Annotated in this window: 17 protein-coding genes and 2 pseudogenes; 11 read left to right on the top strand and 8 right to left on the bottom strand. The window is 51.0% G+C overall.

Annotated features, from left to right (window positions below):
- Positions 1–496: 496 nt before the first annotated feature.
- The 4 genes from H6G89_RS15800 to H6G89_RS15785 all read left to right on the top strand — a co-directional run bounded on the left by H6G89_RS15800 (position 497) and on the right by H6G89_RS15785 (position 5602).
- Positions 497–3073: an endonuclease MutS2 gene (locus H6G89_RS15800; RefSeq protein ID WP_242059958.1), complete on the top strand. Its 2577-nt coding sequence runs from the start codon at positions 497–499 to the stop codon at positions 3071–3073.
- 157 nt (positions 3074–3230) lie between these two features.
- Complete coding sequence (locus tag H6G89_RS15795; RefSeq protein WP_190507983.1) at positions 3231–3716, top strand: hypothetical protein; 486 nt, start codon at positions 3231–3233, stop codon at positions 3714–3716.
- A 570-nt stretch (positions 3717–4286) separates the two neighbouring features.
- Positions 4287–4730, top strand: coding sequence for a cupin domain-containing protein (locus H6G89_RS15790; protein WP_190507981.1), 444 nt, complete (start codon positions 4287–4289; stop codon positions 4728–4730).
- A gap of 14 nt (positions 4731–4744) precedes the next feature.
- Positions 4745–5602 carry a GNAT family N-acetyltransferase gene (locus tag H6G89_RS15785; protein ID WP_190507978.1) on the top strand — a complete coding sequence of 286 codons (858 nt, stop codon included), beginning with the start codon at positions 4745–4747 and terminating at the stop codon, positions 5600–5602.
- Between the two features lie 182 nt (positions 5603–5784).
- Here the strand turns inward: H6G89_RS15785 and H6G89_RS15780 are convergent, their stop codons facing one another.
- Positions 5785–6147 carry a hypothetical protein gene (locus H6G89_RS15780; protein WP_190507976.1) on the bottom strand — a complete coding sequence of 121 codons (363 nt, stop codon included), beginning with the start codon at positions 6145–6147 and terminating at the stop codon, positions 5785–5787.
- Between the two features lie 827 nt (positions 6148–6974).
- Here H6G89_RS15780 and H6G89_RS15775 point away from each other — a divergent pair.
- The 3 genes from H6G89_RS15775 (at position 6975) to glcD (ending at position 10753) form a co-directional block, all read left to right on the top strand.
- On the top strand, positions 6975–7559 hold the full coding sequence (locus tag H6G89_RS15775; protein ID WP_190507974.1) for a DUF3038 domain-containing protein: 585 nt from the start codon (positions 6975–6977) through the stop codon (positions 7557–7559).
- 105 nt (positions 7560–7664) lie between these two features.
- Positions 7665–9149, top strand: coding sequence for a DUF4335 domain-containing protein (locus H6G89_RS15770; RefSeq protein ID WP_190507972.1), 1485 nt, complete (start codon positions 7665–7667; stop codon positions 9147–9149).
- Between the two features lie 134 nt (positions 9150–9283).
- Complete coding sequence (gene glcD / locus H6G89_RS15765) at positions 9284–10753, top strand: glycolate oxidase subunit GlcD (protein WP_190507970.1); 1470 nt, start codon at positions 9284–9286, stop codon at positions 10751–10753.
- A 99-nt stretch (positions 10754–10852) separates the two neighbouring features.
- On the opposite strand, the gene H6G89_RS15760 is transcribed toward glcD, so the two are convergent.
- A complete protein-coding gene (locus H6G89_RS15760) occupies positions 10853–11785 on the bottom strand; it encodes a hypothetical protein (RefSeq protein WP_190507968.1) in 933 nt (310 codons plus the stop codon).
- Between the two features lie 277 nt (positions 11786–12062).
- Here H6G89_RS15760 and H6G89_RS36405 point away from each other — a divergent pair.
- A pseudogene (locus tag H6G89_RS36405) lies at positions 12063–12146 on the top strand (ABC transporter ATP-binding protein); the annotation flags it as partial.
- A gap of 399 nt (positions 12147–12545) precedes the next feature.
- Here H6G89_RS36405 and H6G89_RS15750 read toward each other — a convergent pair.
- Positions 12546–14753, bottom strand: coding sequence for a sensor histidine kinase (locus H6G89_RS15750; protein ID WP_190507966.1), 2208 nt, complete (start codon positions 14751–14753; stop codon positions 12546–12548).
- A gap of 194 nt (positions 14754–14947) precedes the next feature.
- Here H6G89_RS15750 and H6G89_RS15745 point away from each other — a divergent pair, with 194 nt between their 5' ends.
- The 3 genes from H6G89_RS15745 to H6G89_RS15735 all read left to right on the top strand — a co-directional run bounded on the left by H6G89_RS15745 (position 14948) and on the right by H6G89_RS15735 (position 20037).
- The gene (locus H6G89_RS15745) at positions 14948–16687 is read left to right on the top strand and encodes a helicase HerA domain-containing protein (protein ID WP_190507964.1); all 1740 of its coding nucleotides are present in this window, start codon (positions 14948–14950) and stop codon (positions 16685–16687) included.
- A gap of 683 nt (positions 16688–17370) precedes the next feature.
- Positions 17371–18351, top strand: a complete 981-nt coding sequence (locus tag H6G89_RS15740; protein ID WP_190507962.1) for an RNA polymerase sigma factor, RpoD/SigA family — start codon at positions 17371–17373, stop codon at positions 18349–18351.
- Positions 18352–18627: 276 nt separating this feature from the next.
- Entirely contained in the window at positions 18628–20037 is a 1410-nt protein-coding gene (locus tag H6G89_RS15735; protein WP_190507960.1) for a TldD/PmbA family protein, read from the top strand.
- A gap of 469 nt (positions 20038–20506) precedes the next feature.
- Here H6G89_RS15735 and H6G89_RS15730 read toward each other — a convergent pair whose 3' ends face one another.
- From H6G89_RS15730 to H6G89_RS15710, 5 genes and pseudogenes are all read right to left on the bottom strand, one after another.
- Entirely contained in the window at positions 20507–21100 is a 594-nt protein-coding gene (locus H6G89_RS15730; RefSeq protein WP_242059957.1) for a hypothetical protein, read from the bottom strand.
- Between the two features lie 164 nt (positions 21101–21264).
- The gene (gene coaE, locus H6G89_RS15725; RefSeq protein WP_190507958.1) at positions 21265–21939 is read right to left on the bottom strand and encodes a dephospho-CoA kinase; all 675 of its coding nucleotides are present in this window, start codon (positions 21937–21939) and stop codon (positions 21265–21267) included.
- Positions 21936–22784: a uroporphyrinogen-III synthase gene (locus H6G89_RS15720; RefSeq protein WP_190507956.1), complete on the bottom strand. Its 849-nt coding sequence runs from the start codon at positions 22782–22784 to the stop codon at positions 21936–21938. The genes coaE and H6G89_RS15720 overlap by 4 nt, the downstream gene beginning before the upstream one ends.
- Before the next feature lie 181 nt (positions 22785–22965).
- Positions 22966–23682, bottom strand: a pseudogene (gene cobA, locus H6G89_RS15715) (uroporphyrinogen-III C-methyltransferase); the annotation flags it as partial.
- A 125-nt stretch (positions 23683–23807) separates the two neighbouring features.
- Positions 23808–25388, bottom strand: coding sequence for a flavin monoamine oxidase family protein (locus H6G89_RS15710; RefSeq protein WP_190507952.1), 1581 nt, complete (start codon positions 25386–25388; stop codon positions 23808–23810).
- Positions 25389–25598: the final 210 nt, after the last annotated feature.

The raw sequence follows: 25598 nt of genomic DNA, 5'->3' as shown, positions 1-25598 counted from the left end.
ATGAGGGGGAAAGGATAAAGGCTGAAGGATGAAGGATAAAGGCTGAAGGATGAAGGATAAAAGATGAGGGGGAAAGGATAAAGGCTGAAGGATAAAGGAGTAAGAAGTAGGGGGGTGTGTCCAGAATTTTGTGTACAACCAATCTCTGCTTCGCTCTATCCCCACTCGCTAGTCGTATGAAGTCTGCCAAAGCAGACTGAAAGCAGGTTTTAGTTCACTCAAGTGGACTGTGTGGGTTAGCCCGCTATTTATGAGTGGGTGGGTAGAACAGGTGACAGATGCACCTTAATTGATACACCCCAGTAAAGACCGTATAAAGCCTGTTGGCTCGTTATCTCCCAAGCCTTTCACTCCCCTACTCCCTGACCCCCTACTCCCCCAATCGGCAATTCCCCCAAACGGTGAACCCTGTTTCGGGTGGAGTGTTTGATAATGGAATAGTTAAGAGTTGTTATTTTGAACTGTTCGCGATCGCCCTACTTTGCTACCCACCCCTTTGACACCAACATTGAATCCCATCGACTCCATTGCCGCTGAAACCCTTGATTTACTTGAATGGTCGCGCCTGTGTCAGCATCTAGCTACCTTTGCAGCTACAAAGCTGGGCGTTACTGCCATTCGTCGTCTCCGCATTCCCGCGACCCAGGCTGAGAGTGAAACTCTGCTAGCCCAAACTCGTGAGGTGTATGACCTGGAGAGCCGCACCTCTGGCAGTTTGAGTTTTGATGGCATTCAGGATATTGGAGAAGCCTTAGAACGGGCGGAGTTGCAGGGCATTTTGGCAGGGGATGAGTTGTTGGCGATCGCCACTACACTCTCTGGTGCTCGCAGTTTGCGCCGCACAATTGACAACCAGCAAGACCTGCCTGTGTTACAGGCATTGGTGTCAGACCTGCGCACCTATCCCGAACTGGAGCAAGAGATTCACCGCTGCATTGACGAGCGGGGGCGAGTCATGGATCGTGCCAGTGCCAAGCTGGAGGGCATTCGGGGGGAATTGCGAAGTGTGCGCGATCGCATTTATCAAGTATTGCAAAACATCGTGCAACGCCATAGCAACGCCGTTCAAGAAGCTCTGATTACCCAACGGGGCGATCGCTTTGTGATCCCGGTGAAGGCGACCCACAAAGACGCGATTCCGGGTATTGTGCATGATGCTTCCAGTAGTGGTGCCACGCTGTATGTGGAGCCAAACGCGGTTGTCAATCAGGGCAACCAGTTGCGGCAACTGTTGCGACGAGAGCAAACCGAAGAGGAGATTGTGCGGCGTGCTCTGACTGAGCAGGTTGCAGCAGTAAAGCCTGATCTGGAGCATGTGTTGGCGATCGCTACAACGTTGGATTTAGCTGCGGCGCGGGCACGTTACTCACTGTGGTTGGGGGCTAACTCTCCTCGGTTTATTCAATTTGATCCATCTGGGGGCGATCGCCCCGAACCGATCGTGCTGCGGCAACTGCGCCATCCCTTGCTAGTGTGGCAACAACAGCACGAACAGGGGTTTCCCGTCGTGCCGATTGATCTGGTGATTCAACCTCATCTGCGCGTCACTGCCATCACCGGACCCAACACCGGAGGCAAAACTGTCACGCTCAAAACCTTTGGATTAGCTGTGCTGATGGCAAAGGCAGGCTTGTTTGTCCCTGCTCGTGAACCCGTAGAATTGCCCTGGTTTGAGGCGGTGTTAGCCGATATCGGCGATGAGCAATCTTTGCAACAAAGCCTCTCCACCTTCTCTGGGCACATTCGCCGCATCGGTCGCATTCTCGATGCATTGGATACCAATCCCACTCCCCTCCTCGATCCTTCTGGTTCTTCCGATTTCCCCGACTCGTTTATCGTTTCTGACGATACCACTGTCCCCTCCTCTGAACTCACTCAAGATTCGGAATTAGATTCAGAATCTCCTACTTCCCCTTCCCTCTCCAACTCCTTGGTGTTACTCGATGAGGTCGGTGCAGGCACAGACCCCTCTGAAGGTAGTGCTCTGGCGATCGCCCTGTTGCAATATCTGGCAGATCACGCTTTGTTGACTGTTGCCACCACTCACTATGGCGAACTCAAGGCACTGAAATATCAGGACGAGCGATTTGAGAATGCGTCGGTGGAGTTTGATGATGTCAAGCTGTCGCCTACCTATCGGCTGTTGTGGGGCATTCCCGGTCGTTCTAACGCACTGGCGATCGCAACTCGCCTGGGGTTGAAACCAGAGATTATTGACTCCGCCCGCAACAAAGTTGGCTTAGAAGCCTCGCAGGATGTTAATGCTGTGATTGCTGGATTGGAGGCACAACGTCGCCAGCAAGAGCAAAAGGCACAGGAAGCGGCGAAACTGTTGCAACAGACGGAGCAACTGCACCGGGAACTGTCGCGCAAGGCAAACTCGTTGCAGCAACGCGAACGCGATCTGCAACAGCAGCAGGAACAACGAGTACAGGAGGCGATCGCAGAGGCACGGGGCGAAATTGCTCAGGTAATTCGCCAGTTGCAACGAGGCAACGTTACGGCTCAGGATGCTCAACAGGCAACGGAGTCCCTCAACCAGATCGCCGAGCAGCGATTGCCCTCCCGCCAGCAACCCGCCAAACCCAAACCCGGTTTTCGTCCCAAGGTGGGCGATCGCGTCCGCATTCCCCGACTGGGTCAAACCGCTGAAGTGCTCAGCAATCCCGATGGTGATGGAGATTTGCGAGTCAGGTTTGGATTGATGCAAATGACGGTTTCATTAGCCGATGTGGAATCGCTGCAAGGCGAAAAAGCTGAGTTACCGGAAAAGCCCAAACCTGCGCCTGCGCCAACTCCGCGAGTAGAGCCTAAAACCGATGCTCCTGCCGTCCGCACCAGCCGCAACACCATCGACATTCGCGGTAGTCGGGTACCCGATGCCGAAGTCACGCTAGAAAAGGCGATCGCCTCGGCACATCCGGGTCCCATCTGGATCATCCACGGTCACGGCACAGGCAAACTGCGCCAGGGGGTGCATGAGTTTCTCAAACGTCACCCACAAATTGCACGGTTTGAACCTGCCGACAAAGCCGATGGAGGCACAGGTGCAACAGTGGCATATGTTGAATAAATCACCCACTTTGAGATAACGTTCACCCAATGTGATGAAAGTAGGTTCACTCCATGCGGTCATCTCGCTGGAGTATGTGGTGTTGCGATCACCAGGGCTACAGTGTATTAACCGATACGACAATGACTGGGCTTTCCCAGTTTTCGAGGAGACACCTATGCTTCACCACTTTTCAGTCGCCGTTCAAAATCCGCAGCACGTTGCAGAAGTTCTAGCCGAGATTCTGAACGGTCAAGCGATGCCTTTCCCTCCTAACCCCGGCAGCTTCATGGCGGTAGCAGGAGATGAATTTGGTACCCTGATTGAGTTTTACCCGATGGGCACCGAGTTGATTCCCGATGCCTGGGAAGGTCAAGCTGGATTTCAAATCGCCCCTCAGACTAAGCAATACACCTCTGTCCACGCTGCCATTTCCGTACCCATGAGTTTGGAAGAAATTGAACGCATTGGCGATCGCGAAGGGTGGCGGGTTTTCCCTGCAAACCGGGATGGCATCTTTGATGTAATTGAGTTTTGGGTTGAGAACCGTCTGATGATCGAATTGCTCACCCCAACCATGGCTCAAAAATATCTCAACGCATTTAGCCCAGAGCAACTCAAAGCCTTTGCCCAACAGTTTGAATTGGCAGACGCTCGTCGCTAAAAGGCACTGACAAACTAATTGCATGATTCGTTCAGTAGGGATGTGGCACACCATGTCCCTATTGCGTTTAATCACAGCAGATCTCTGCTTCCTCCCTGACTTATACCCATTCAAACGGGTATCACGTATACACGGTACATAGTCGCTTGTTAAGGAGGATGCCGGAGACAAGGGGGATCTGATAGGTCGTATTCCCAACTGATACCGATTTAATGTTTGATTGTGGCAGATCACTGGGTAGGGGCGTTTCACGAAACACCCTTACGGAATCATGTGCAGCAAAGCCAATTCAAATTGGTACTAAATTGGGATTGTAGCGATTCTAAAGTTGCATTAGCTACACCGTTAGGGGCTTAGCAATGCCAACGCCCTTTACCAATTATTTGCGGTGTTTGTGTGAAACCGCTGTAGGCAATGCACCTGTGCAGGTTTACTATTGCCAAACTCTCCTGAATTCAGAATCGCAAATTCAAAATCCAAAATTGAGCGTATTCCTGCATATGTTCATTGGCTCAAGCGATATGTAACTTCAGTTACACTTCAACTCTAAATTGGAGAACATTACTCATCATGAGTCAAGCATTGCGATCGCCCAAGTTATTGATGCCCGGTGAAGGTGAGTCCTTTCAAATGGCAAACTTAACCTTCACTCAAAAGATCAGTCAGCACAACACTCAAAATCAATGGGTGATGCATGAAATCATGGGCAAGCTCAACGATGAAGCACCCCTGCATAGCCACCCTTGGACGGAAACTTTTTACATCATCGAAGGGGAACTGGACGTGCAGGTTGGCAATCGGAAGGCATTAGCCGTTCCAGGAACGGTGATGTATGTCCCTGAGAACGTAGCCCATAGCTTTAGAATTCGTTCCGCCACCGCTCGTTTGTTAGAAATGATTCCTGCATCGGCAGAAGGGTTCTATCGAGAAGCTGGAGAAAAAGCTCCATCTCTTCCGGCTGGTATTGATGCGTTTTTAGCAACTTGCGACAAATATCACATTCGACTGTTTTAAGCAGGAGTTGATGGATGAAATTAATTCTACGTCCGGGTAGACCGGAGGATGCGCTAGACTGTGGCTCTATTGGCTATGAGGGATTCCGGACAATCTCCAGCCAGCATAACTTTCCCAACGATTTTCCCAATGTAGAAGCGGCGATCGGCTTATGTTCTCATCTGTTATCCCGCAGCGATGTCTACTCGGTTGTAGCAGAGTTAGATGGACATATTGCTGGAAGTAACTTTTTGTGGGAAGGCAACGCGATCGCGGGGGTTGGACCGATCACCGTTGACCCCAAAGTGCAAAATGCCTCGATTGGTAAACAGTTAATGCAAGATGTGCTCAAACGCGCACAGGAGCAAGGGTTCGCTGGGGTGCGTTTGTTGCAAGCCGCTTATCACAATCGATCGCTGTCACTTTACACTAAACTGGGCTTTGCTACTCGTGAACCCATCTCTGTCTTGCAAGGTAAGGCGATCGGGTTAGAAATTCCTGGTTATCGAGTTCGTCCGGCAACAGCTACTGACCTCGAAGCGTGCAATCGGCTCTGCTATAAGGTTCACGGGCACGATCGCCACCAGGATGTGTTAGACGCACTGCAACAAAGCACATTGACAGTTGTGGAATATTCAGGATGCATAGTTGGCTATTCCACGATGGTTGGCTACTTTGGTCACACGGTCGCTGAGCATAACAACCCATTAAAGGCACTAATCGGTGCAGCCACTAGCTTTCCAGGACCAGGATTTTTGTTGCCCACCCGTAATAGCGATGTATTTCGCTGGTGTTTACAGCATGGGTTACGAGTTGTTCAACCGTTAACGTTGATGAGTCTTGGCTTGTATAACGAGCCTGTAGGGGCTTATCTGCCTTCGATTATTTATTGAGTTGGGTGACAGGAATCCCGGAGTGTGATGAGAGGATGTCTGAGCAGTCAACATTACGCTTTCAGACAAAGCTAGATCCCCTCAGTCTCCCCTAATAAACTGCCGTCGTCATGGTTTATTGGTGAGCCAATGAACCATGACGAATGACCAATGACAAGTGACAGCTTCTACCAATGAATTGACTATGACCCTGTGTGGCTCACGGCATGACTGACAGACTCAATCCACTGACCCAAATGTTCTCCCGATCCTTCCAACGCACCCTGGAGCCCTTCTGCCAAACCGCTAACTGTTTCAGAGGCAGTAGGACACACATCGGCGTGACACTGAGCGGAACCCAAATCAAAGTTTGCAGGAAACCCTTCTGAAGCGGTTGCCAATCTATCCCGAATGCTGGCTTCAGAGTTTTGGGAATCTGAATCAGACAGATTGGGGCTTTCCTTGAGAACGACCTGCCGAAATAGTTTGATAACTTGATCGAGTAACCCAATCGATACGTAGAGAGCGATCGCCACTCCTACAAAGATCAGAGCGATTTCAAACATAAGGCTATTCCACTCATTGGTTTATATCTTAACAATTCAAAAAACAGCCATGAATTACGGAAAATACACCTTTTTGATATGTGTTTGATATGTGGTGATTTCCCAGGTGTTGTGAGAATTGCAAGAAGCCATCTGTCACTCATTACAGGTGAGCAAATGACCCCCAACCATTGGCCAATGACCTCTAACCCCTAACCATTAACCGTTGACCATTGACCATTAACCATTAACCATTGACCATTGACCATTAACCATTAACCCTTGACCCCTAACCCCTAGCCCCTAACCATTGACCATTAACCCTTGACCCCTACCCCCTACCCCCTAACCATTGACCATTAACCATTAACCATTAACCATTGACCATTGACCATTAACCATTGACCATTAACAGCGATCGTCCTCTACCGGAATGACTCAATTTTTGATATGACGCAATTAATGTCATGCTGAATACAGCGAAGTATCATCCAAGGGTTATTGTCTGGTTTGGCATAAACGTTACCGTTTTAGCCACATCATGCCTTAGTCACATATAGCCCACTTGATGGATGCTGTTTGATTTGGAACATCGTAGGGTAAGTGGAAACTTACTCGCAGTTGTACCAGTCTTGTTTCAAGACCTGTAACACGCTCATTCTCCGCAGTGTTACCTCTTACCTTGAATGTATAGCTGTCGCTATCGCAAGAGGACAGAGGGGATATGAGGGCTATGCCCCCAGTCAGGGATTCCATCTCTGCACCCCGTTCTCACCTTGGTGGCTACGGCTCCAGAAGTCAAGTTCCTGGGAGGTAATTCGCTATTTGAAATGCCTATTTTGAATCCTATGCCCTCCACGATCAAGTCGCCTACCACAAATCCTGCCTGGGATGATCTGCCCCTGACCCATCAGCCTGATCCTGTCCAGTTGGACAACATCAAGGCGCAATTAGATTTAGTCTTATTGTCGCTGGAGGCACTGGCAGGGATTGGCTCAGAGGCGATGTTGCAAGCCGCAACGGAGCTAAATTTGACCGAGGTCATTGCCGATCGCGTTTCGTTGTGGCGGTTGAGACAATCCAGCCCTCTACGGAAAGGGCACGGGCGCAAACGGCTCGATGTGGAAGAGGCGCGATCGCTCGTTCTCATCACCTGTCATCTGGCGAAACAACATCAGGAATTGATTCGTCGTGCGGTTGCCCTACTCGAACAGTTGACTGAACAAAATAAACCCCCTCACCAAACCGCTCTCCTGGGGGATTACCTCGATTCTTTCAATAATATGTATCAAGAGCGGATGGATGAAGGGGATGAAGTTCCCCCCGATCAACTGACTCACCTGGCTCTAAAGTTACTTATTGATCTGCTGTTTTACAGTGCGCCTACTGGCACCCGACGGTTGTGGATGGCACTCCTCGATCGCGCCCGCTGACCTCCTTTTTATCCTTCATCCTTCAGCGTTTATCCTTTCTTCCTGCTCTCCTCCCTCTTCTTTTTTCCTTTTCTCTCTTCCCTTGTCCTTCCTCGTTCTAGACCAATGCCCTCTGTTTTCCGTCGATACACCCCACCGACCTGCACATTGGAAATTTCCGCGAATGAGTCGCCTCTTTCCCGGTGGACTGATCCCTCTGTGTTGAAACATTTGCGGTTCCAGTTGAGTTTTGACGACCCCCGCTTGTTGCCTGAAGATCAGGTGCATGTGACGGGTAGCCGTACTCAACTAGAGGCGTTGCACGAAGCGGTTGAAACCTATGTGCAAACGATACTGGATGCAGCTCCGGTGCAGTTTAATCAGCGGTTTATGCCCTCAGCTTCAGAGGCGATGCGCAGCGACTCCTCCGACGGAGGCAGTGCTGAGCCGATGATCTCTGCTGCCTCATCAAACCAGGGAAATTACACGAACGGTGAGCGACTCCGTCCTGCTAGTGCAGCCTCTCCAGCGATCGCTTCACCTCCGTCTGGGATGGCGGCATCGCAAAACATTTTTCTAAGACCCAAGGGATTGCTGAATCACGAGTTGCACCTGGGCACCCTTGCGACCGAGGAATCGGGTATCGTAGTCTCTCTCAGCACGCTGCAACTGTTTGACCTGGCAAATGCGCTGGATGAGTATGCAGCAGATGCAGTGGCGTTACCGTCGTTGTCGCGTCCTGCCTGGATGCAGTCTCGTGCGGGTTGGTTGCGGATTGCGGCGATCGCGGTTGTGGCTCTGGGGGTGACGACGACGCTCGGCAAGTTTGTGATGGATGTCTCATCGCCTGAGTTGCAGACGGCTTCCAGCCCGGCGCAAGATCCAGAGGTTGTCGGTGCTCCAGAGAGCTTTAGCACTGCTCCACCTGTTCCACCTGCGCTCGACCCTACTAAAACACCTCCCGACCTGACAGCGGTTCCGACGCCAATTCCTACGGGCACCCTGCCTGCGGTTCCCGTACCGGGTACTGTCCCCCCGGCTGGTAGCACAGTTCCCACTCGCCCGACGAACATTCCACCGTTGCCCCAGTTGGCACCGATTCCGCAGCAGAATGCTCAACCTGGGGCGATCGCTTCGGCACCCCCCAACTCTCAAATTCAGATTCCGACGCGCCCCAGTGTCGCACAAGCTCCCCCACTCCCGGCTGCCCCCTCTGCTGCCAATGACAGTGCAGCCGCAAGGCAAGCCGCTCCAGAGGGAGCAGCAACCCTGGAAGACCCCAGTTCATCCCAGGCAGCAGGAGCATCGAGGGGGACAGCCTTTGATACCATTCCCCAGGTAGCTGAACTGCGAGACTACTTTCAGCAACGCTGGACACCTCCTGATGCGTTGAATCAAACTCTGGAATATCGCCTGTCTGTGGGCGCAGACGGTACGCTCCAGCAAATTACCCCACTGGGGCAAGCCTCTAGTACCTACGTCGATCGCACGGGCATTCCTCTGACGGGCGAACCTCTGGTGTCACCACTGGAAAATGCAAACAGTGCCCAAATTCGTCTCGTGCTCAGCCCCGATGGTCGGGTTCAGACCTTTTTGGAAGGCACACAGTGAGGTAAGTTGGAAGGATAAAGGATTAAGGATAAAAAGCTGAGACGCAAAAGGGTCAAAGGAGAGATGTAAATCTTACCCCCTCCTGCCCCACTTCCTACTCCCCACTCCCTACTCCCCACTCCCCTCTCCCTTCCATGCTGACTCTAGACACGCAACGCGATTGGAAACCGATCATTCAAGCATTTGAGGCGATCGCTGGCAAAAGTCAGGTGATTCAGCGGCGCGAGGAGTTGTTGGTCTATGAGTGTGATGGGCTGACGAGCTATAAGCAACGTCCGGCGTTGGTGGTATTGCCACGGACGACAGGGCAGGTGGCGGAGTTGGTCAAGGTGTGCGATCGCTACAACGTCCCATTCATCGCTCGTGGAGCCGGAACAGGGCTTTCAGGGGGTGCGTTGCCGATTGAAAATAGCGTTCTCATTTGCACTGCGTTGATGAACCGCATTCTAGAGGTGGATCTAGAAAATCAGCGTGTGGTGGTGCAACCGGGCGTGATTAATAACTGGGTAACGCAAGCCGTAAGCGGTGCGGGGTTCTACTATGCCCCTGACCCCTCTAGCCAGATCATCTGCTCCATTGGTGGCAACGTCGCAGAAAATTCGGGTGGGGTGCATTGTCTCAAGTATGGAGTGACCACCAATCACGTTTTGGGGTTGAAGATTGTATTGCCGGATGGGGCGATTGCTGACATTGGCAACAAAATTCCGGAGATGCCGGGATACGACTTGACAGGGCTATTTGTTGGCTCTGAGGGAACGTTGGGCATCGCCACCGAAATCACCCTCCGCATTCTCAAAGCCCCCGAAGCAATCCATGTGCTGCTGGCAGACTTCACCAGCGTCGAAGCGGCAGGACAGGCAGTCTCCGACATCATCAGCGCAGGCATCATCCCCGGTGGCATGGAGATGATGGACAACTTCAGCATCAACGCGGTTGAAGATGTTGTCTGTACCAATTGCTATCCCCGTGATGCCACGGCAATCCTGTTAATTGAAATCGATGGCTTAGAGGTCGAGGTTGCCAGCAACAGTCAGCGTGTTGAAGCCATCTGTCGGCAAAACGGGGCACGCAGCATTCGCACTGCCACTGACCCCCAGGAGCGATTGACGCTGTGGAAAGGACGCAAAGCCGCCTTTGCGGCGATGGGCAAAATCAGTCCCGACTACTACGTGCAGGATGGCGTGATTCCTCGGACGAAGCTGCAATATGTGCTCAAGCAAATTGAGGAGTTGGGCAGCAAACACGGCTATCGGGTGGCGAATGTATTTCATGCCGGGGATGGTAACCTGCATCCGCTGATTCTCTACGACAACTCGGTGCCCGGTCAGCTAGAGCAGGTCGAGGCATTGGGGGGAGATATCCTCAAACTCTGTGTGGAGGTGGGCGGCAGCATCTCTGGAGAGCACGGCATCGGCGCAGATAAAGCCTGTTACATGCCCAATATGTTTAGCCCCACGGATTTAGAAACGATGCAGTGGGTGCGACAGGTGTTTAACCCCAAAGGACTCGCTAACCCTGAGAAAATCTTTCCTACACCGCGCACTTGCGGCGAAGCGGGACGGGCAGCGGCACATGAGCAATTCCCCGCATTAGAACGGTTTTAAGGATGTTGCGTGAGTAGGTTGGGTTGAGTTTTACGAAACCCAACAAGGTTGATAGCCGTTGGGTTACGCTACGCTAACCCAACCTACGCGGCTAAGTGTTTATAGTTTTGCTTTTAGAATTGAGGCAATTTCAATCATGAGTTGCTGGCGATCGGAACTAATATAGTCAAGATCTGAAGACCAGGTTAAAACATCAACTATCGCTTTTGATTGTTCAGGAGAAAACGAATGATTGGTGACTACTCGTCTTAAGGCTAATAAAGCACTGTATTGATTGAACGGTACTTCTAAAACACCAATGGCTCTAGAAACGAGCAAATCTATCTCATCTATAAACGCAGTCCATTCAATGTATTTATAAGCCGATAAACGTTCTCCTCCCTTGGCACTGTTCAGTCGTTCAGTAATAGGAAAGTGAGTTACTTTAGGAACTAAAGCCCACATAGTTGAGGAAATTTGTAGCATTAATCGGGTTCGATTTGAGCCAGGGGACATTTCTTCGCGAACGCGATCGTAATATCCCGCTAATTGATCAATTCGCTTGAGGGCTTCAGCAGATTCGATATTACTGGCTGCATCAACTAAAGCGATCGCCTCTTGATATCGCTGCTCAAGTTGTTGTTGGGTTTCTTGAGACGTGAGATTAATGGCTCCAACTTCTGATATCTGAGTTTGATAAGTTTCGGATGCTTCTTGCACGCCGTATCGTAGTTTAATTTTTAATAAGTTGGTTTCAATCTCTTCAATTCCCTGTTCACGCAACCAGTTTAAAGAGCCACGCATTTGTGGAATTCGCTCTAAAAACCAGGGAAGTAGAGTAGGTAACCAAAGCAAAAATAGCAGCAATAAAGTGATGGATGTAACGTTTAATTCTAGTGAAAAACTCCAAGCTCCATTATCAGAATTAAGAGAAATCTTGAGTACGCTTAAGACCACTAAAATAAAAATCGTAATGGAGTAATTCTTCTTTAGATCAGAGGGAAGTTCTGAACTTGGATTAAATGGCTGATGACTTCGAGTTCTTCTACTCATCAAAAATACAGAAGACGGCTACAAATCATTCTTATAGCCTGGAAGCTATCGGATATCAAGTTGTAGCTCTCTAGCGTCTGCAAAACTTTGGAGATATAGATTGTTGAGTGGGCTTTAGTATCTTGCGTCCTAGAGGAATGTGTGACACACTATCGCAAATCTACTAAACAGCTATCGACTTATCGTAGATTAATGCTTCTTGTGAGGTCACACATGCTAAATGCGATCGTGCTATGGCACGGCTTCCCTTAAAGCAAAGCCAGGAGGGGTCTGGGACGTCAACGAGCTATTGGAATTAATTCAACTGACAGGCTTGGGCGATCGCTATCCCTCTCAACTCTCAGGCGGACAGCGTCAACGGGGCGTTGCTGAATGCGGATATGATTCTCAAAAACTGACACCGCTATACGGGCGTTTCGCGAAACGCCCCTATCAAAAACCGACTGGTAGATTCTTTCTCAGAAATCTCCATAGATATGGCAGTACTCACTAAGGTTAGAACGGGGTGCAGGGGTGGAACCCCTAGCTGAGGGCGCAACCCCCACCCCCCTTATGTTCTAATGCATATGCGTAGGGCTATAAACGGAGTCGGAATTTTAGTAGTTGAAATAGCTGCTATCGGAGCAAAACTAACCTCTGTCGGTTCGCCCACCGCTGTAGCTCTGATAGCCGCAAATTCATTCGCCAAGGCTCCTGAACTGCGTTGACGTAACCAACCGTTTTCTAGCTAGCGTATCTGCCAGAGTAGTCATGCGATCCATCATTCGTCTGATAAAGGAATCTCAACTCGGAACGTTGTGACTCGATCGCGACTCTCTACTTGAATGCTAGCTCCCAAGCTTTCAACTCGCCTCTTGACCAACGCTAAGCCCAGTCCGGTGCCACCATGTTTCCAGGGGTCATTGTTGGGAATGCGATAAAACTTCTCAAAGATGCGATCGCGCTCCTCCGGTGGAATCTCAACCCCAGAATTGCTAACACTAAATTGCAGCCATCTAGACTCTGGCTTATCGGTCAACCCAGATCGCATCGGCAACTCAGGTAGTATCGGTGCGGTTGGCATGGGTAGGGTTGAGATGGGCACTGTGGCAGAGGTGGCGATCGCAGCATTGGCTAAGGCATAACTCTGTCGCACAAGTCGTAGTGACACGGTAATCGTCTCGCCTGCCGGGGTGTACTTGCAGGCATTATTCAACAACTCCATCAAAATCCGCTCCAGTTTGGATAGATCGGTTGTCATGGAGGGTAAATCTGGCTCAACCTCAACCAACAACCGTTGCTGCTGGCTCAAAGCTCGCTCTTGAAAGATGTCTACCAGGCTCTCTAACCAATACTGGGGTGCGATCGTCGTCATAAGAGATGGCTCTGTGTCAGCCTCCAATCGAGAGAGGTCTAACAGGTCGTTGATCAAAGCAATTTCTCGATAACCCTCCTCCTGCAAGATGGCGAAATATCGCTCAATCTTGCTGGATGACTGGCTCTCTGTACCCAGCACCCCCGCTTGCTTGAGGCTAAACTCTAGCATTTGGGTTGCCAGTTTGATATTAGATATGGGTGTGCGTAATTCATGGGAAACAGTACTGAGAAAGTCGTCTTTGAGTTGGTTGAGCCGTTCTAACTCTCGTACTTGAGTTTGAGCAGCATGATAGAGGCGTGCCTGACGAATCGCGATCGCACATTGATTTGCCACCTGTTGCACAAACCGCAGTTCTAGGTCACGAAACCCATAGTCGCGATCGTTCAATAACCACAGATCGCCCAACACACACTGATCATCTGCCAGAGGACATGCCAAAATCGCTGCTCGCCCCCGAATTGGGTCAGGTTGCACAAAGCAAAATTGAAAATATTGACCGTTCAGTAACGGGGTATAGATCTCAGGAAAATCTGCCATGTTGACCACGCTTCCCTTTGTCGGAAACATAGACGTGGTGTATTCATAATGAACGACGGATGTGTGATTAACCAGGTCATACAATGCTGCGCTACAACAACGCAACCCTAACCCCTCCCCGATTTCCTGGACGACTGTGTCTAAAATCTGAGATTCATCTAAAGAGTCCCGTACCTTGTCCGTGACACGCTTCAACATCGATTCAAACTCTAGTGCCTGGCGCAGTTGCGCCGTATATTGCCGCAGCGATTGCTCTGCCTGTTTGTGTTCTGCTTCGATACGTTTGCGATCGCTAATATTCTCAACCATGTAAGAAAAGCGCATACGACCGCCAGGGCTGGCTGGAATTGGGCAAACCGTCGCTCGCAACCACTGCTCATCTGTGTCTGTACTCTGATGGACATACTCAAACGAGACAGGTCGATGTTCCGCTTCACTGGTTCGATATGCCTGCATCCAGGTGTCAATGGCGTCGGGTGGCATCCCCAATTCACTGGCGCGTCGCGATCGCAACACCATAGGTGTACTTCCCATAAATCGAGCCGTTGCCGCGTTGTCAGAAATGTACAAAATATCATCCTCTAACAACTCCACGACCCCCATCATGACTTCGGTGCTGTTATAAAAGCTACGCAGTGTTGATTCGCTTTCTAACAAAGCTTGCTCAGCCTGTTGACGCTCGGTTGTTTGAGTTTCGAGGGCTTGGTTGGCTGCTTTTAGATCATCTGCGCTAGGGATTGCCAAAGCCTGGGGAATTACAGCAACGATCTTGAGAGCGGCTGCAAAAGATGCGATCGCCGTTGCTGCTTTGATTGCGCCAGAGAACCAATAGTTTGGATACCAGAGTGTCCAAATTTCAATTAAGTGGGTTATGCCGCAGAGAACGATAAACGCTCCAAATAGCAAAAAATTAGTTGAAAATGGGAAATTTCGGCGTTGATGGACAAAATAAATCAACAACAAAGCGATTAAAAAATAGGAAATTGCGGTGACTGCATCTGACACAATATGTAACCCAACCAGTTGGGTCTGCCAGAGATAACAGTGACCGTGGGGAATAAATGGATTTGTCAATGAAAAGTGATTGAAAGATCCCACCATTGAACATTCAAAGCATTTTTAAAACTAAACCCAACTTAGGGGTGATATCAACGCAGTGGCATCACCCTAAAGACCAACTCAAGTTTTAGAACAAACGTATTGGGAACGGATGTATTATTAGAAGCAGAAATATCCTGATCTGCTTTGCGATCGCGCCAACCACCCGCATGAAACTCGAACAGCCACTCGGCTCTGTCATTCAAGGTTCCCTTAGTCAGGGGTTAGAAGTTCGCCTGCACCCCGATGTCTCAGTCGAAGACATGCGCGTTGGCAAGTTTGTCGTTGTTCAGGGGCGGCGATCGCGCTTCTTCTGCATGTTGACCGATGTGGCACTGGGAACCGCCAGTCAACGAATTGTGGCAAACCCTCCAGAGCCAAACAACACATTTCTTCACGAAGTCCTTGCCGGAACGGGCACCTACGGCACCATCAACCTCACCCCCATGTTGATGTTTACCCCCCGCGACACCATCGAGGAAGACGCTCCACCTCCACCGCCCAAGTCTCGCTCTAAAAAGGCGATCGCCGCTGATGGTGCTCCCCTCGCTTCCTACGAAGCACAAACCAACAACATTGAACTGTTGCCTGTTAAAACGATCCCCAGCCACTTTAGTCAGGTGTTTGACGCCAGCGAGCAGGACTTTCGGGCTGTTTTCGGTTGGGAAGACGATCCCCACCGTCGCAACTTTGCGATCGGTCAACCCATTGATATGGATGTACCTATTTGTATCGACCTCGATCGCTTTGTGGAGCGCAGCAACGGTGTATTCGGCAAATCTGGCACCGGAAAGTCGTTTCTCACCCGGTTGCTCCTATCGGGGATCATTCGCAAACGCGCTGCGGTTAATCTCATTTTCGATATGCACTCCGAATATGGATGGGAAGCGGCCAGTGAGGGCAAACGCTTCAGCACAGTCAAAGGTTTGCGACAACTGTTTCCCGGTCAGGTACAGATCTACACCCTTGACCCCGAATCGACCAAACGCCGGGGGGTGCGCGATGCTCAGGAGCTTTACATCAGCTACGACCAGATTGAGGTGGAGGACTTGATGCTGGTGCGGGGTGAACTCAACTTGTCAGAAGCCAGTCTGGAAAATGCCATCATCCTTCGGAACGAGTTTGGTAAAACCTGGATTACCCGTCTGCTGTCGATGAGCAATGAGGAGATCCAGGAGTTTTGTGAAGTCAAGATGGGCAGTAAGTCCTCGATCATGGCACTTCAGCGCAAGTTAACCCGTCTGGATGATCTGAAGTATCTCCGGCAGAGTTGCCCCCACAACTATGTCGGTCAAATTTTGGAATCGCTAGAGGCAGGGAAGCATGTCGTGGTTGAATTTGGCTCTCAGTCCAATCTTTTGTCCTATATGCTGGCGACGAATGTGATCGCGCGCCGCATTCACGCGAGCTATGTGCAAAAGGCAGAGAAGTTTTTGCAGACCAAGAATGTCAGCGATCGCCCCCACCAACTGGTGATCACGATCGAGGAAGCACACCGTTTTCTCGACCCTGCTACCGTTCGACAGACTATCTTTGGGACGATCGCCCGCGAAATGCGGAAGTATTTTGTCACCCTAATGGTCGTTGATCAACGCCCGTCTGGTATTGACAATGAGGTCATGTCTCAAATCGGTACTCGCATTACGGCTCTGCTCAATGACGAAAAGGATATTGAGGCAATTTTTACCGGAGTGTCGGGTGGACAAGCGTTGCGCTCGGTCTTAGCCAAGCTTGACTCAAAACAGCAAGCCCTGATTTTGGGTCATGCGGTGCCTATGCCTGTCGTCGTCAGAACTCGCCCCTATGACGAGCAGTTTTATGCCGAAATTGGAGATGTCTCGTGGGAAGACATGCCAGCAACCGCTGTCTTCAAAGCTGCCGAAGCTGCCAAAGCTGACCTCGGCTTTTAGATGGATAATCTCCGATCTTAACAGTTCGGTTATCACTCTGCCGTAGCTCTGGCTAAACTAGACTGTTCAGTCCATTATAAGAAGAGGAGAAAATTCCATCGGCGATCGCAGTTCAAACCGAAGTGGGGTATACCCCGTATTAAAGGTTGACCGCTTCCCAATTGGTGCAATTCCTCCCTGAGATTCATCCGAAAGGATGAATCGCGATCGCTTTACTGACCGTTAAATTTGTACTACACTTTAACTAAGTCAAAGTCATAATGATTTCGACTTTTGTGAGGCAGACCCACCATTTCTCAGGAGATCATTCAAATTTCAGGCCGTTGGGTGTCACTGCGATTGATTCACAGTGATGAGTTCGGGTTCGCGTAAACCAGATACCTAGCCTTTTTACCAAACCAATCAGGTCAATTGCTACTGATTTTAACTGTTACGAATAGAGCTGTTACAAGTCGGGATCATCTTTCACCAATTCACCTGTTCTGCGCTCTTCAAATTGGGTGAGCATCCCGAAGTGATTTTTTCTCAAGTCATTTCCCGTCTATCGACACACCTTTAAGTTTGCCCCTGTCACCGCACTGCTGGTGACTTGCCTACTATCACTCATCTTGCAGGAAGGCTGCTTGCTGACTTCCTGGAGTTCCCTGTTTTTTAGCATTGTTCGACGGAGTTCACTGTAACCCATGCCAACCGCAAACCCTCAAGAGAAAGCCAAGCCGATGTTTACAGCAGATATGGTACGCACCTATCTGCATGAGATTGGACGTGTTCCCCTGTTGACCCACGAGCAAGAGATTGTCTACGGCAAACAGGTACAACAAATGATGCCGCTCCTGGAAGCTCGCGAGAAGCTGATGGAGCAATTAGATCGCGAACCGACCCGTGAAGAGTGGGCAGCCAAAGTTGGGTTAACCGAAGCTGACCTTAACAAACGCCTGCGCGAAGGCAACCGAGCCAAGCAGAAGATGATTGAAGCAAACCTGCGGCTGGTGGTGGCGATCGCCAAGAAATATCAAAAGCGCAACATGGAATTTCTGGATCTGATCCAGGAAGGCACGTTGGGCTTAGAGCGAGGTGTTGAAAAGTTTGATCCCATGCGGGGCTATAAGTTTTCCACCTATGCTTACTGGTGGATTCGTCAGGCGATTACACGGGCGATCGCTCAACAGGCACGCACCATTCGCTTGCCCATTCACATTACTGAAAAGCTCAACAAGATCAAGAAAGTGCAGCGAGAGCTAACCCAATCCCTCGGTCGCGCCCCTAACGCGGGTGAGATCGCAGAAGCGTTGGAGTTAGAACCCTCCCAAATTCGAGAATTTTTGCTCATGTCTCGGCAACCTGTCTCCCTCGATTTGCGAGTCGGCGACAACCAGGACACCGAGTTGCAAGAATTGCTCGAAGATGACGGTCCTTCGCCCGAAAGCTACACCGTTCAGGAGTCGCTGCGTCAGGATCTCGACAATATGCTGGCAGATCTGACGCCGCAACAGCGGGAAGTGTTGATCCTGCGATTTGGCTTAAACGATGGTCACGAGTTGTCCCTGGCAAAAGTCGGACAACGGATGAACATCAGCCGCGAACGGGTGCGCCAGTTAGAGCGGCAAGCGTTAGACCATTTGCGTCGCCGCAAAGCTAACGTACGAGGCTATTTAGCCAGCTAATCGTCAGCTAAATACTACTCGTCGTAGATAGGGTTAGAAATCTGGGGTGCAGGGGTGGAACCCTGTCTGGGGGTGCAGTCCCTACACTCCTCTGGTTTTATTTCCAAACCCTATCTGTGAATAGCAGTACGAAGTCAGGTGTAGAAGTTAGATGTAGAAGTCGGAGTTTTCAACAAAACTCCGACTTCTTTGTATGTCTGAGATATCACCCTATTTCTCCTCCCTGTCCCGATCTGCTACAAAATAAAGACAATTGCTCCTTCACTCCAATTCACCATGGCTAGCTTGTTAAATGATGCTCGAAATTTGCTGAGCGACTTAATTGCCCGTTATCGTGCTCAGGTCGATTACCTCTCGATTCGGTTAGAAGAAGCTGAGGGAACCGATATTCTTTTACGGGGCGATCGCGTTGAGACGTTGAGCGAAGGGATCTCCATCGGGGGGCAGGTGAGGGCTTGCTACAAAGGGGGGTGGGGATTTGCCAGTTTTAACCAGCTTGCTACTTTAGCAGAGCGCATTGAGGAGGCGATCGCAGCGGCTCGATTGGTTGGGGACGAAGAAACCCTTTTAGCTCCAATTGACCCGATTCAGGATAGCTGTCGCTTACGATTAACGGGCAGCGACCCGCGCCACATTCCTCTGGCTCGTAAGAAAGCTTTGTGTAGCCACTACGCTGAGATCTTGCGGAGTGTCGATAGTCGCATTGCCACGACCTCTGTCCGCTATGGCGACAGCACTCAGCGGGTGATCCTGGCCACCTCTGAAGGCGCGATGATTGAGCAGGCCTGGGCAGATATGGAAATGCGATACGCGGCTACTGCTCGGAGTGGTGAAACGGTGCAGACCGGGCGGGAGACGACAGGATCTCGCAATGCCTACGAGGATTTAGAAAATCTAGACGATCAGGTTCGCAGTGCGGCTCAACGAGCCGTTGATGCTTTAGCCCTACCCCCGGTTAAAGGCAACACCTACACGGTTGTGATTGATCCGATTCTGACTGGGTTGTTTGTCCATGAAGCCTTTGGGCACCTGTCTGAGGCAGACATGGCATACGAGAATCCCGACCTGCTGGAAGTCATGACCCTGGGACGACGCTTTGGTCCCGAAGACCTGCAAATTTTTGATGGGGCGGCTCCCGAAGGACACCGGGGCAGTTACTACTACGATGATGAAGGCGTACCTGCTACGACCACTCAGTTGATCCGAGATGGTGTGCTGGTAGGTCGGCTACACTCACGAGAAACCGCAGGCAAACTGGGCGAAACCCCAACCGGAAACGCCCGCTGCCTCAACTACCACTATCCCCCTATCGTGCGGATGACCAACACCTGGATTGAGCGGGGCAAAACTCCGGTTGCTGACCTGTTTGAAGGCATTGAAGAAGGAGTGTATGCCCGCAACTGGATAGGAGGGATGACCAATGGGGAGATGTTTACCTTTACGGCTGGAGAAGCCTGGATGATTCGCAATGGGGCGATCGCTGAACCTGTGCGGGATGTCACTCTCTCTGGCAATGTCTTTACGACGCTTGCCGATATTGAGGCGATCGGGGATGACTTCTTCTGGGATGAGTCGGGCGGTTGCGGTAAAGGCGGACAAAGTGGTTTAGCGGTTGGCTGTGGAGGACCGAGCCTTCGCATTCGTAATGTCGTCGTGGGTGGGGAAACCGAAGAGGATGAGGATTAGAGGGGAATAGGGAATAGGGAGTGGGGAATGGGGGAAAGCAACCATCTCTGCGACGAGTGTTTTCAGGATTTGGTGTAAAACCCCATCCTGTCTTCGCTCTAACCCACCCGCGACTAAAGTGTGGGCTCATGGGATGAAGTCTGCTAAAGCAGACTAGGAGAGGTTCTCAGTCCACTTTAGTGAATTTTGAAAGGTAGCTCGCTATGGATGCGCGGGCGGCTGGGAACGGTAACAGACACACTTTAATTTAACGTCATACCAATTTGAATTGGCTTCGCTGCACATGATTCCGTAAGGGCGTTTCGCGAAACGCCCCTACCCAGTAATCTGACACAATCAAACATTAAATCGGTATCAGAAGCAGGGGATCTAACCTCTTCCTTTTTCCTCTTCTCTCTTCCTTTTTCTTTTTTCTCTCTTCTCTCTTCCTTTTTCCCTCTTATCCTTCATCCTTTATCCTTCTATCTCTTTACATTTCCCCTGCTGGAAACCGCCCTCTCCGTTTACGGGCTTCCATTGCCTTCTCCAGCATCGTCAGCAACCCAGGAGCTTCTTCTTGCAACTTGAGTAATAGCCGTTCTCCCTCCTCAATGTCACCGGGGTCTTGTCCCGTTTCCATGACTTCTTGAAGACGAGGCAGGGCAATTTCATCTACCAGTTGCACCAACCCGTGTAAACAGCGATTAAATTGCTTTTCGGTGAGAATCGAGTCCTCCAGCGGAAACTCAATAATGGCGCGGATCTCACCATCGGTGGGGTCGTATTCCCATTGCAGCATCTTGGTTTCCCAGGAGATGCTCAGCATAGCTTGCAGAATGGCTGATTTATGGGGATGGTCTTTCACGCCAGAGAGCACTCGAGGCGCAAACAATTCAAAAAATTCCCCATCTTCTTCAAGCTGCACCACAATCAAAAAGTCCTCCAGGTTTTCGGCATAGACTCCTGTGAGAATGCGGTTTTCGTCTTCATCAATTTGGTATTTCCAGCCTGCATTATCAAGATAGGTAGCAATCTGTTGCAGTGTTGCGCCCATGAAATCTCCTCGTGATTGACGGTGAAGCATCCATTTCTAAGCAATATCGATCCAAATCAGGGCAGGGTACAGGGGTAGCTCCAACGGGAGACATCGCCTCACATCCCCTCGTCCTAACCGTTTTGACATTGCCATAGCTATAAGATTGGCATAGCTTTGTAGCCAGTATGACAATTCTGATGTTGGTCTACCCATCACTCTTCTACAGAGGAACGGGTAGACATTTGCGATTGAGTCTCGGACTGGGGTCGTGTTAGAGCTAGATTCACCTGGTGAAGTAAAGCTTCCGGAGTGGATGAGTTGTCTAACACCACATTGGCTCGCTTTAATTTTTGGTCAATTGGCATTTGACTGTTAATTCGAGCATGAATTTGCTCTAGATTCAAATGATCACGCTGCATTAGCCGCTCTACCTGGGTTTCGGTAGAGCAAGAGACAACCCAGATTTCATTAACCAGGTCAGTCATGCGTGCCTCAAAGAGTAGGGGAATCACCAATACCGCGATCGCCACTCCCTGTGTTCCCAGTTCTCTCAGCGTTACCTCTATGCGATCGCGCACATAGGGGTGAATGCGCTGTTCTAACCAGAGCCGCTCTGAGGAATTGTTGAACACAATTTCTCCTAATCGAGCGCGATCCAGGGTTTTGTTGGGCAACAGAATGCTTGAGCCGTAACGTTCCACAATCTCTCGATAGACCGCTGAACCCGGTTGTACTGCCTCACGTGCATACAGATCAGCGTCTAAAACAGGTAAATGGTGAATGGTTGCCAGGTGATTAGAAATGGTAGTTTTGCCCATTCCTACGCCACCTGTAATGCCAATAATGCGCTGTGGAAGTTTGCCGAAAGTTTGCCCGTTGTCACTCATAGCCCATGTGTGATCGCTGCCCAGCGTGCGATCGCTTGAGTTAGCCCCTCCAAAGTATACTCCTCTGCCTCCACATCTACGCGCCCTAACCATTGTCGGCAGGCGACTGAGGTCTGAGGCCCAATCGACGCAATGCACACCCCCGGAGGAACCAATCCGATGTCCTGCTGGATCAATTGCCAAAAACACTGCACCGTTTTGGAACTGGCGAAGGTAACGACATCGACTTTATTTTGTTGCAACGCATGTAAGACTTCAGCGGAGATGGTTTGAGCACAGCAGGATTGATAGGCAGCGACTTCGGTCACGATCGCTCCTTTGGCGGTAAACTCCTGCACCAACACCTCGCGTCCACCTGTCTCGACTCGCGGAAACAGGAGCTTTAACCCTGAGAGGCGATCGCCTTCTGGAAACGCTTCTACCAGAGAATCCGCCACAAAATCAGGAGGAATGAAGTCCGGTTCTCGTCCGTGTTGCCGCAATCGTGCTGCGGTTTTTTGCCCCACCACCGCAATTTTGACTCCGGTCAGGGCAGCTTCTGCGGCGTGATTTAATGCCAGTCGCGCAAAAAAAGAATCCACTCCATTTGTAGATGTCAAGACCAGCCAATCGAATTGAGAGAGGTGGGCGATCGCCTCATCCAAGGCTGCCCAACTCGAAGGGGCACCGATCTCCAACGCGGGCATCTCGATCACCGTTGCCCCCTGTTGGATCAGGAGTTGCGTAAATTGACTCGATTGACTCAGCGATCGCGTCACCAGAACTGTTTGATCCGTTAGCGGCTTCACTGGCTCTGTGTCGCTAGGGAGTGGGGAGTGGGGAGTGGGGAGTGGGGATGAATTCATGTTGATAGCGAGTTGTTAAGATGCGATCGTCTAAGGAATAGAAATTAAATAAGATTTCTGAGTAAGAATCTTCCAATCGGGTTTCGGTAGGGGCGTTTCGCGAAATGCCCTTACAGGATTGGGTAAGAGCGGGTTTGCCGTCAAAATTTTTCGATCCCTACTCCCTACTCCCCACTCCCCTTAGATAAGGACGCAATGCTACCACTTCGCCGATGGTAATGACGCAGGGCGAGAGGGATTCTCCGGCAGTCTCCTGGGCGATCGTCTCCAGAGTGCCAGTCCAGATGGTTTGGTGGGGGTGTCCTGCCCAGCGGATTACGGCAATGGGGGTGTGGGGCGATCGCCCATGTTCAATCAGGCGATGGGTCATCATCACCAAATGCTGTCCCCCCATGAGAATCACCAGGGTTTCGATCCCTGCCAGTGCCTCCCAATCGAGGGCATCGGGGTCATGGGCCGTCAGCACGGCAAAACAGCGGCTCATCACGGGATCAGTCAGTGGAATGCCTGCCAGCAGCGGAGCCGCTAACGCCGAAGACACCCCCGGCACCACTTCAAAGTCGCAGTTTGCCGCAATCAAGGCTTGCAATTCCGAGGTTGTGCGCCCAAAGATGAAGGGATCACCGCTCTTGAGCCGAACCACCTGCTTTCCCTGCAAGCAATACTCTACTAGAAGGCGATCGATCTCAGGTTGCTTCATACTGGGTTGCCCACCCCGCTTGCCTACATCCACCAACTCGCAAGTTGTGGGCACTTGCTGCAACAATGCTGAATCTACCAGTGCATCGTAGACCACGACCTCAGCCTGACTGAGTAATTGCTGCCCTCGCACCGTCAGATAAGCCGGATCGCCAGGTCCAGACCCGACTACATATACTTTGCCTGATGAATTGGTCATGTCGAACGCGATGCATGGAAATTGTTCTAGTCAATCCTTGCTTGTTCGGGGTCAATGGTCAATGGGAGTCCTGACAATTCACCATTGACCCCAACATTCGCACCTTAAGTGTTAGCGCATGTGTCTCACGCGACTTTCACATTCATATCCTGCAAGATGCTAGCAGCAGCGGCTTCAGCCGTCTCGCAGGCTCCATTCATGTAGCCCTGAGAACCGAGGGAGCAATGTTCTCCGGCAAACCAGATATTGCCGACGCGCTCGCCCTCCGAACCTGCTAGAGTTGTCCATTGACCCGGCAAATAGCAGGAATACGACCCAAAGGCGTAGGGTTCAGCAGACCACACCGCACGGAGGGCTTGACCCCGTTGCACGCGGCTAATGCCGGGGAATAGAGGCTCCAGATTTGCCGCTAACCTCTGAGCATGGCTTTCCGGGCTACCGCCGCTGAGTCTGACTCCCTCTGTGCCACCCCGCAAGTCAGTGAGCCATCCGCCTGTGCCTTCGGAATAACGGGCACTTTCCCAGGTGTTTTGGAAGTCGAGGTCGGTGTAGATGCTGACGGTCGAACCGTAGCGAGTGCGCCAGATCCGCTCGCGGTAAGGAGTTGCTAGTTTGCTGCTGGTGCCGTAACCCAGTTCGGCGATCGCCTGTCGCTTCACTGGAGGCATCTCCACGCCCAGATCCACAAAGCGCAACACACTAAAGGGAACGGTGAGCAAAATTCGCTCATAGGTGCGCTCAACACTGCTGCTTCCCTGGCGCAGGCTGACGCGATATCGCCCATCTGGCGCAGGACGAATGGACTCTAACGCGACTCCCGTTTCGATCGCCCCATTCAAATTCTGTGCCAACGTACGGGGGATCTGGTCGTTGCCACCCACCACATGCCACCGCTCATCACTGACTCCGTAGGTATCCCACTTGCCCAACTCGGTGCCGATCAGAAACAGCATATTGAGGCAGGATTGGGAGTCGGCATCGCGCCCATATTCCGTGACGTAAGCCACCTTTACGAGTTGGTTGATCACAGGGCTGATGTCAGCCGCATCCAGGTATTCCGTTAGGGAGAGGCGATCGAGTTGAATCGCGTGGGGACTGGGAGCCTGGTAGGTAATGTCGCGCGTTCCCAGCGTTTCCAGGTCTTGAACGATGCGCTGAGCTAGAGGGGCAAACTCCTCAATGATGCGATCGCGACTGACCCGGTTGCCCTGGAAATACAAAATCTCTGGCTCTAGCCCGACATCAGCGGCTTTCAGGTCAGCTAACTCTAAACCCAATTCAGCCGCAAGCGATCGCACTGCCGTATGGCGAGTATCGATGAATTCGCCCCCCAATTCCACAATGCTGCTGGGGCTGTGGGTATCAACTTTGAAGCTGCGTAACCGACCTCCGACGCGCCCGGAGGCTTCCACAATATCAACAGGTACCCCTGCCTGACGCAGACGATAGGCAGCGGTGAGTCCAGAAATTCCTGCCCCGACGACCAACACTTTAGAGTCATTGTTAAAGGTGGCGATCGGCACTCCCAGTCCGGGACGCAACCCCATCAACCCGGCAAACGCCATCCCTGTTTGTAGCACTCGCCGCCGAGAGAAGGTTTGCTGTAAGAGTGGTTCAATGTCTGAAATGGGACGATTGGAACGGTTTGAAATTTGATTTAGTTTGAAAGCGTGACGAAATAAATTAATCAGTGTTGTTCTAGACATAAAAGCTAGTTGAATTCAATTTGGGAGAGATCACCCCATGTTTTGGTTATGAAGCGATCGCCCCTATGTCTCGAATCCCCTTCTACAAATGGGATTGAGAAAACGGTGGCGATCGACACCCCTTTAGAACCGAAGAGTTAAGGGGTTAACGCAAAAGGATGAATGCAATACGACCTGAATCCAAAAGGTTCAGGTTATGTACTCCCAACC

Source organism: Oscillatoria sp. FACHB-1407, from assembly GCF_014697545.1.
Classification (GTDB): domain Bacteria; phylum Cyanobacteriota; class Cyanobacteriia; order Elainellales; family Elainellaceae; genus FACHB-1407.
The sequence above is the reverse complement of the archived record's forward strand: the minus strand, read 5'-3'. Positions and strand labels throughout refer to the sequence as shown.

Bases quoted from the DNA above. Each gene is read 5' to 3' on its own strand.
- H6G89_RS15795 (WP_190507983.1), top strand. From the start codon at position 3,231: ATGCTTCACCACTTTTCAGTCGCCGTTCAAAATCCGCAGCACGTTGCA.
- H6G89_RS15760 (WP_190507968.1), bottom strand. From the start codon at position 11,785: ATGAGTAGAAGAACTCGAAGTCATCAGCCATTTAATCCAAGTTCAGAA.
- H6G89_RS15710 (WP_190507952.1), bottom strand. From the start codon at position 25,388: ATGTCTAGAACAACACTGATTAATTTATTTCGTCACGCTTTCAAACTA.
- H6G89_RS15775 (WP_190507974.1), top strand. From the start codon at position 6,975: ATGCCCTCCACGATCAAGTCGCCTACCACAAATCCTGCCTGGGATGAT.
- H6G89_RS15740 (WP_190507962.1), top strand. From the start codon at position 17,371: ATGCCAACCGCAAACCCTCAAGAGAAAGCCAAGCCGATGTTTACAGCA.
- coaE (WP_190507958.1), bottom strand. From the start codon at position 21,939: ATGAGTGACAACGGGCAAACTTTCGGCAAACTTCCACAGCGCATTATT.
- H6G89_RS15785 (WP_190507978.1), top strand. From the start codon at position 4,745: ATGAAATTAATTCTACGTCCGGGTAGACCGGAGGATGCGCTAGACTGT.
- H6G89_RS15745 (WP_190507964.1), top strand. From the start codon at position 14,948: ATGAAACTCGAACAGCCACTCGGCTCTGTCATTCAAGGTTCCCTTAGT.
- H6G89_RS15735 (WP_190507960.1), top strand. From the start codon at position 18,628: ATGGCTAGCTTGTTAAATGATGCTCGAAATTTGCTGAGCGACTTAATT.
- H6G89_RS15720 (WP_190507956.1), bottom strand. From the start codon at position 22,784: ATGAATTCATCCCCACTCCCCACTCCCCACTCCCCACTCCCTAGCGAC.
- glcD (WP_190507970.1), top strand. From the start codon at position 9,284: ATGCTGACTCTAGACACGCAACGCGATTGGAAACCGATCATTCAAGCA.
- H6G89_RS15780 (WP_190507976.1), bottom strand. From the start codon at position 6,147: ATGTTTGAAATCGCTCTGATCTTTGTAGGAGTGGCGATCGCTCTCTAC.
- H6G89_RS15730 (WP_242059957.1), bottom strand. From the start codon at position 21,100: ATGCTTCACCGTCAATCACGAGGAGATTTCATGGGCGCAACACTGCAA.
- H6G89_RS15770 (WP_190507972.1), top strand. From the start codon at position 7,665: ATGCCCTCTGTTTTCCGTCGATACACCCCACCGACCTGCACATTGGAA.
- H6G89_RS15790 (WP_190507981.1), top strand. From the start codon at position 4,287: ATGAGTCAAGCATTGCGATCGCCCAAGTTATTGATGCCCGGTGAAGGT.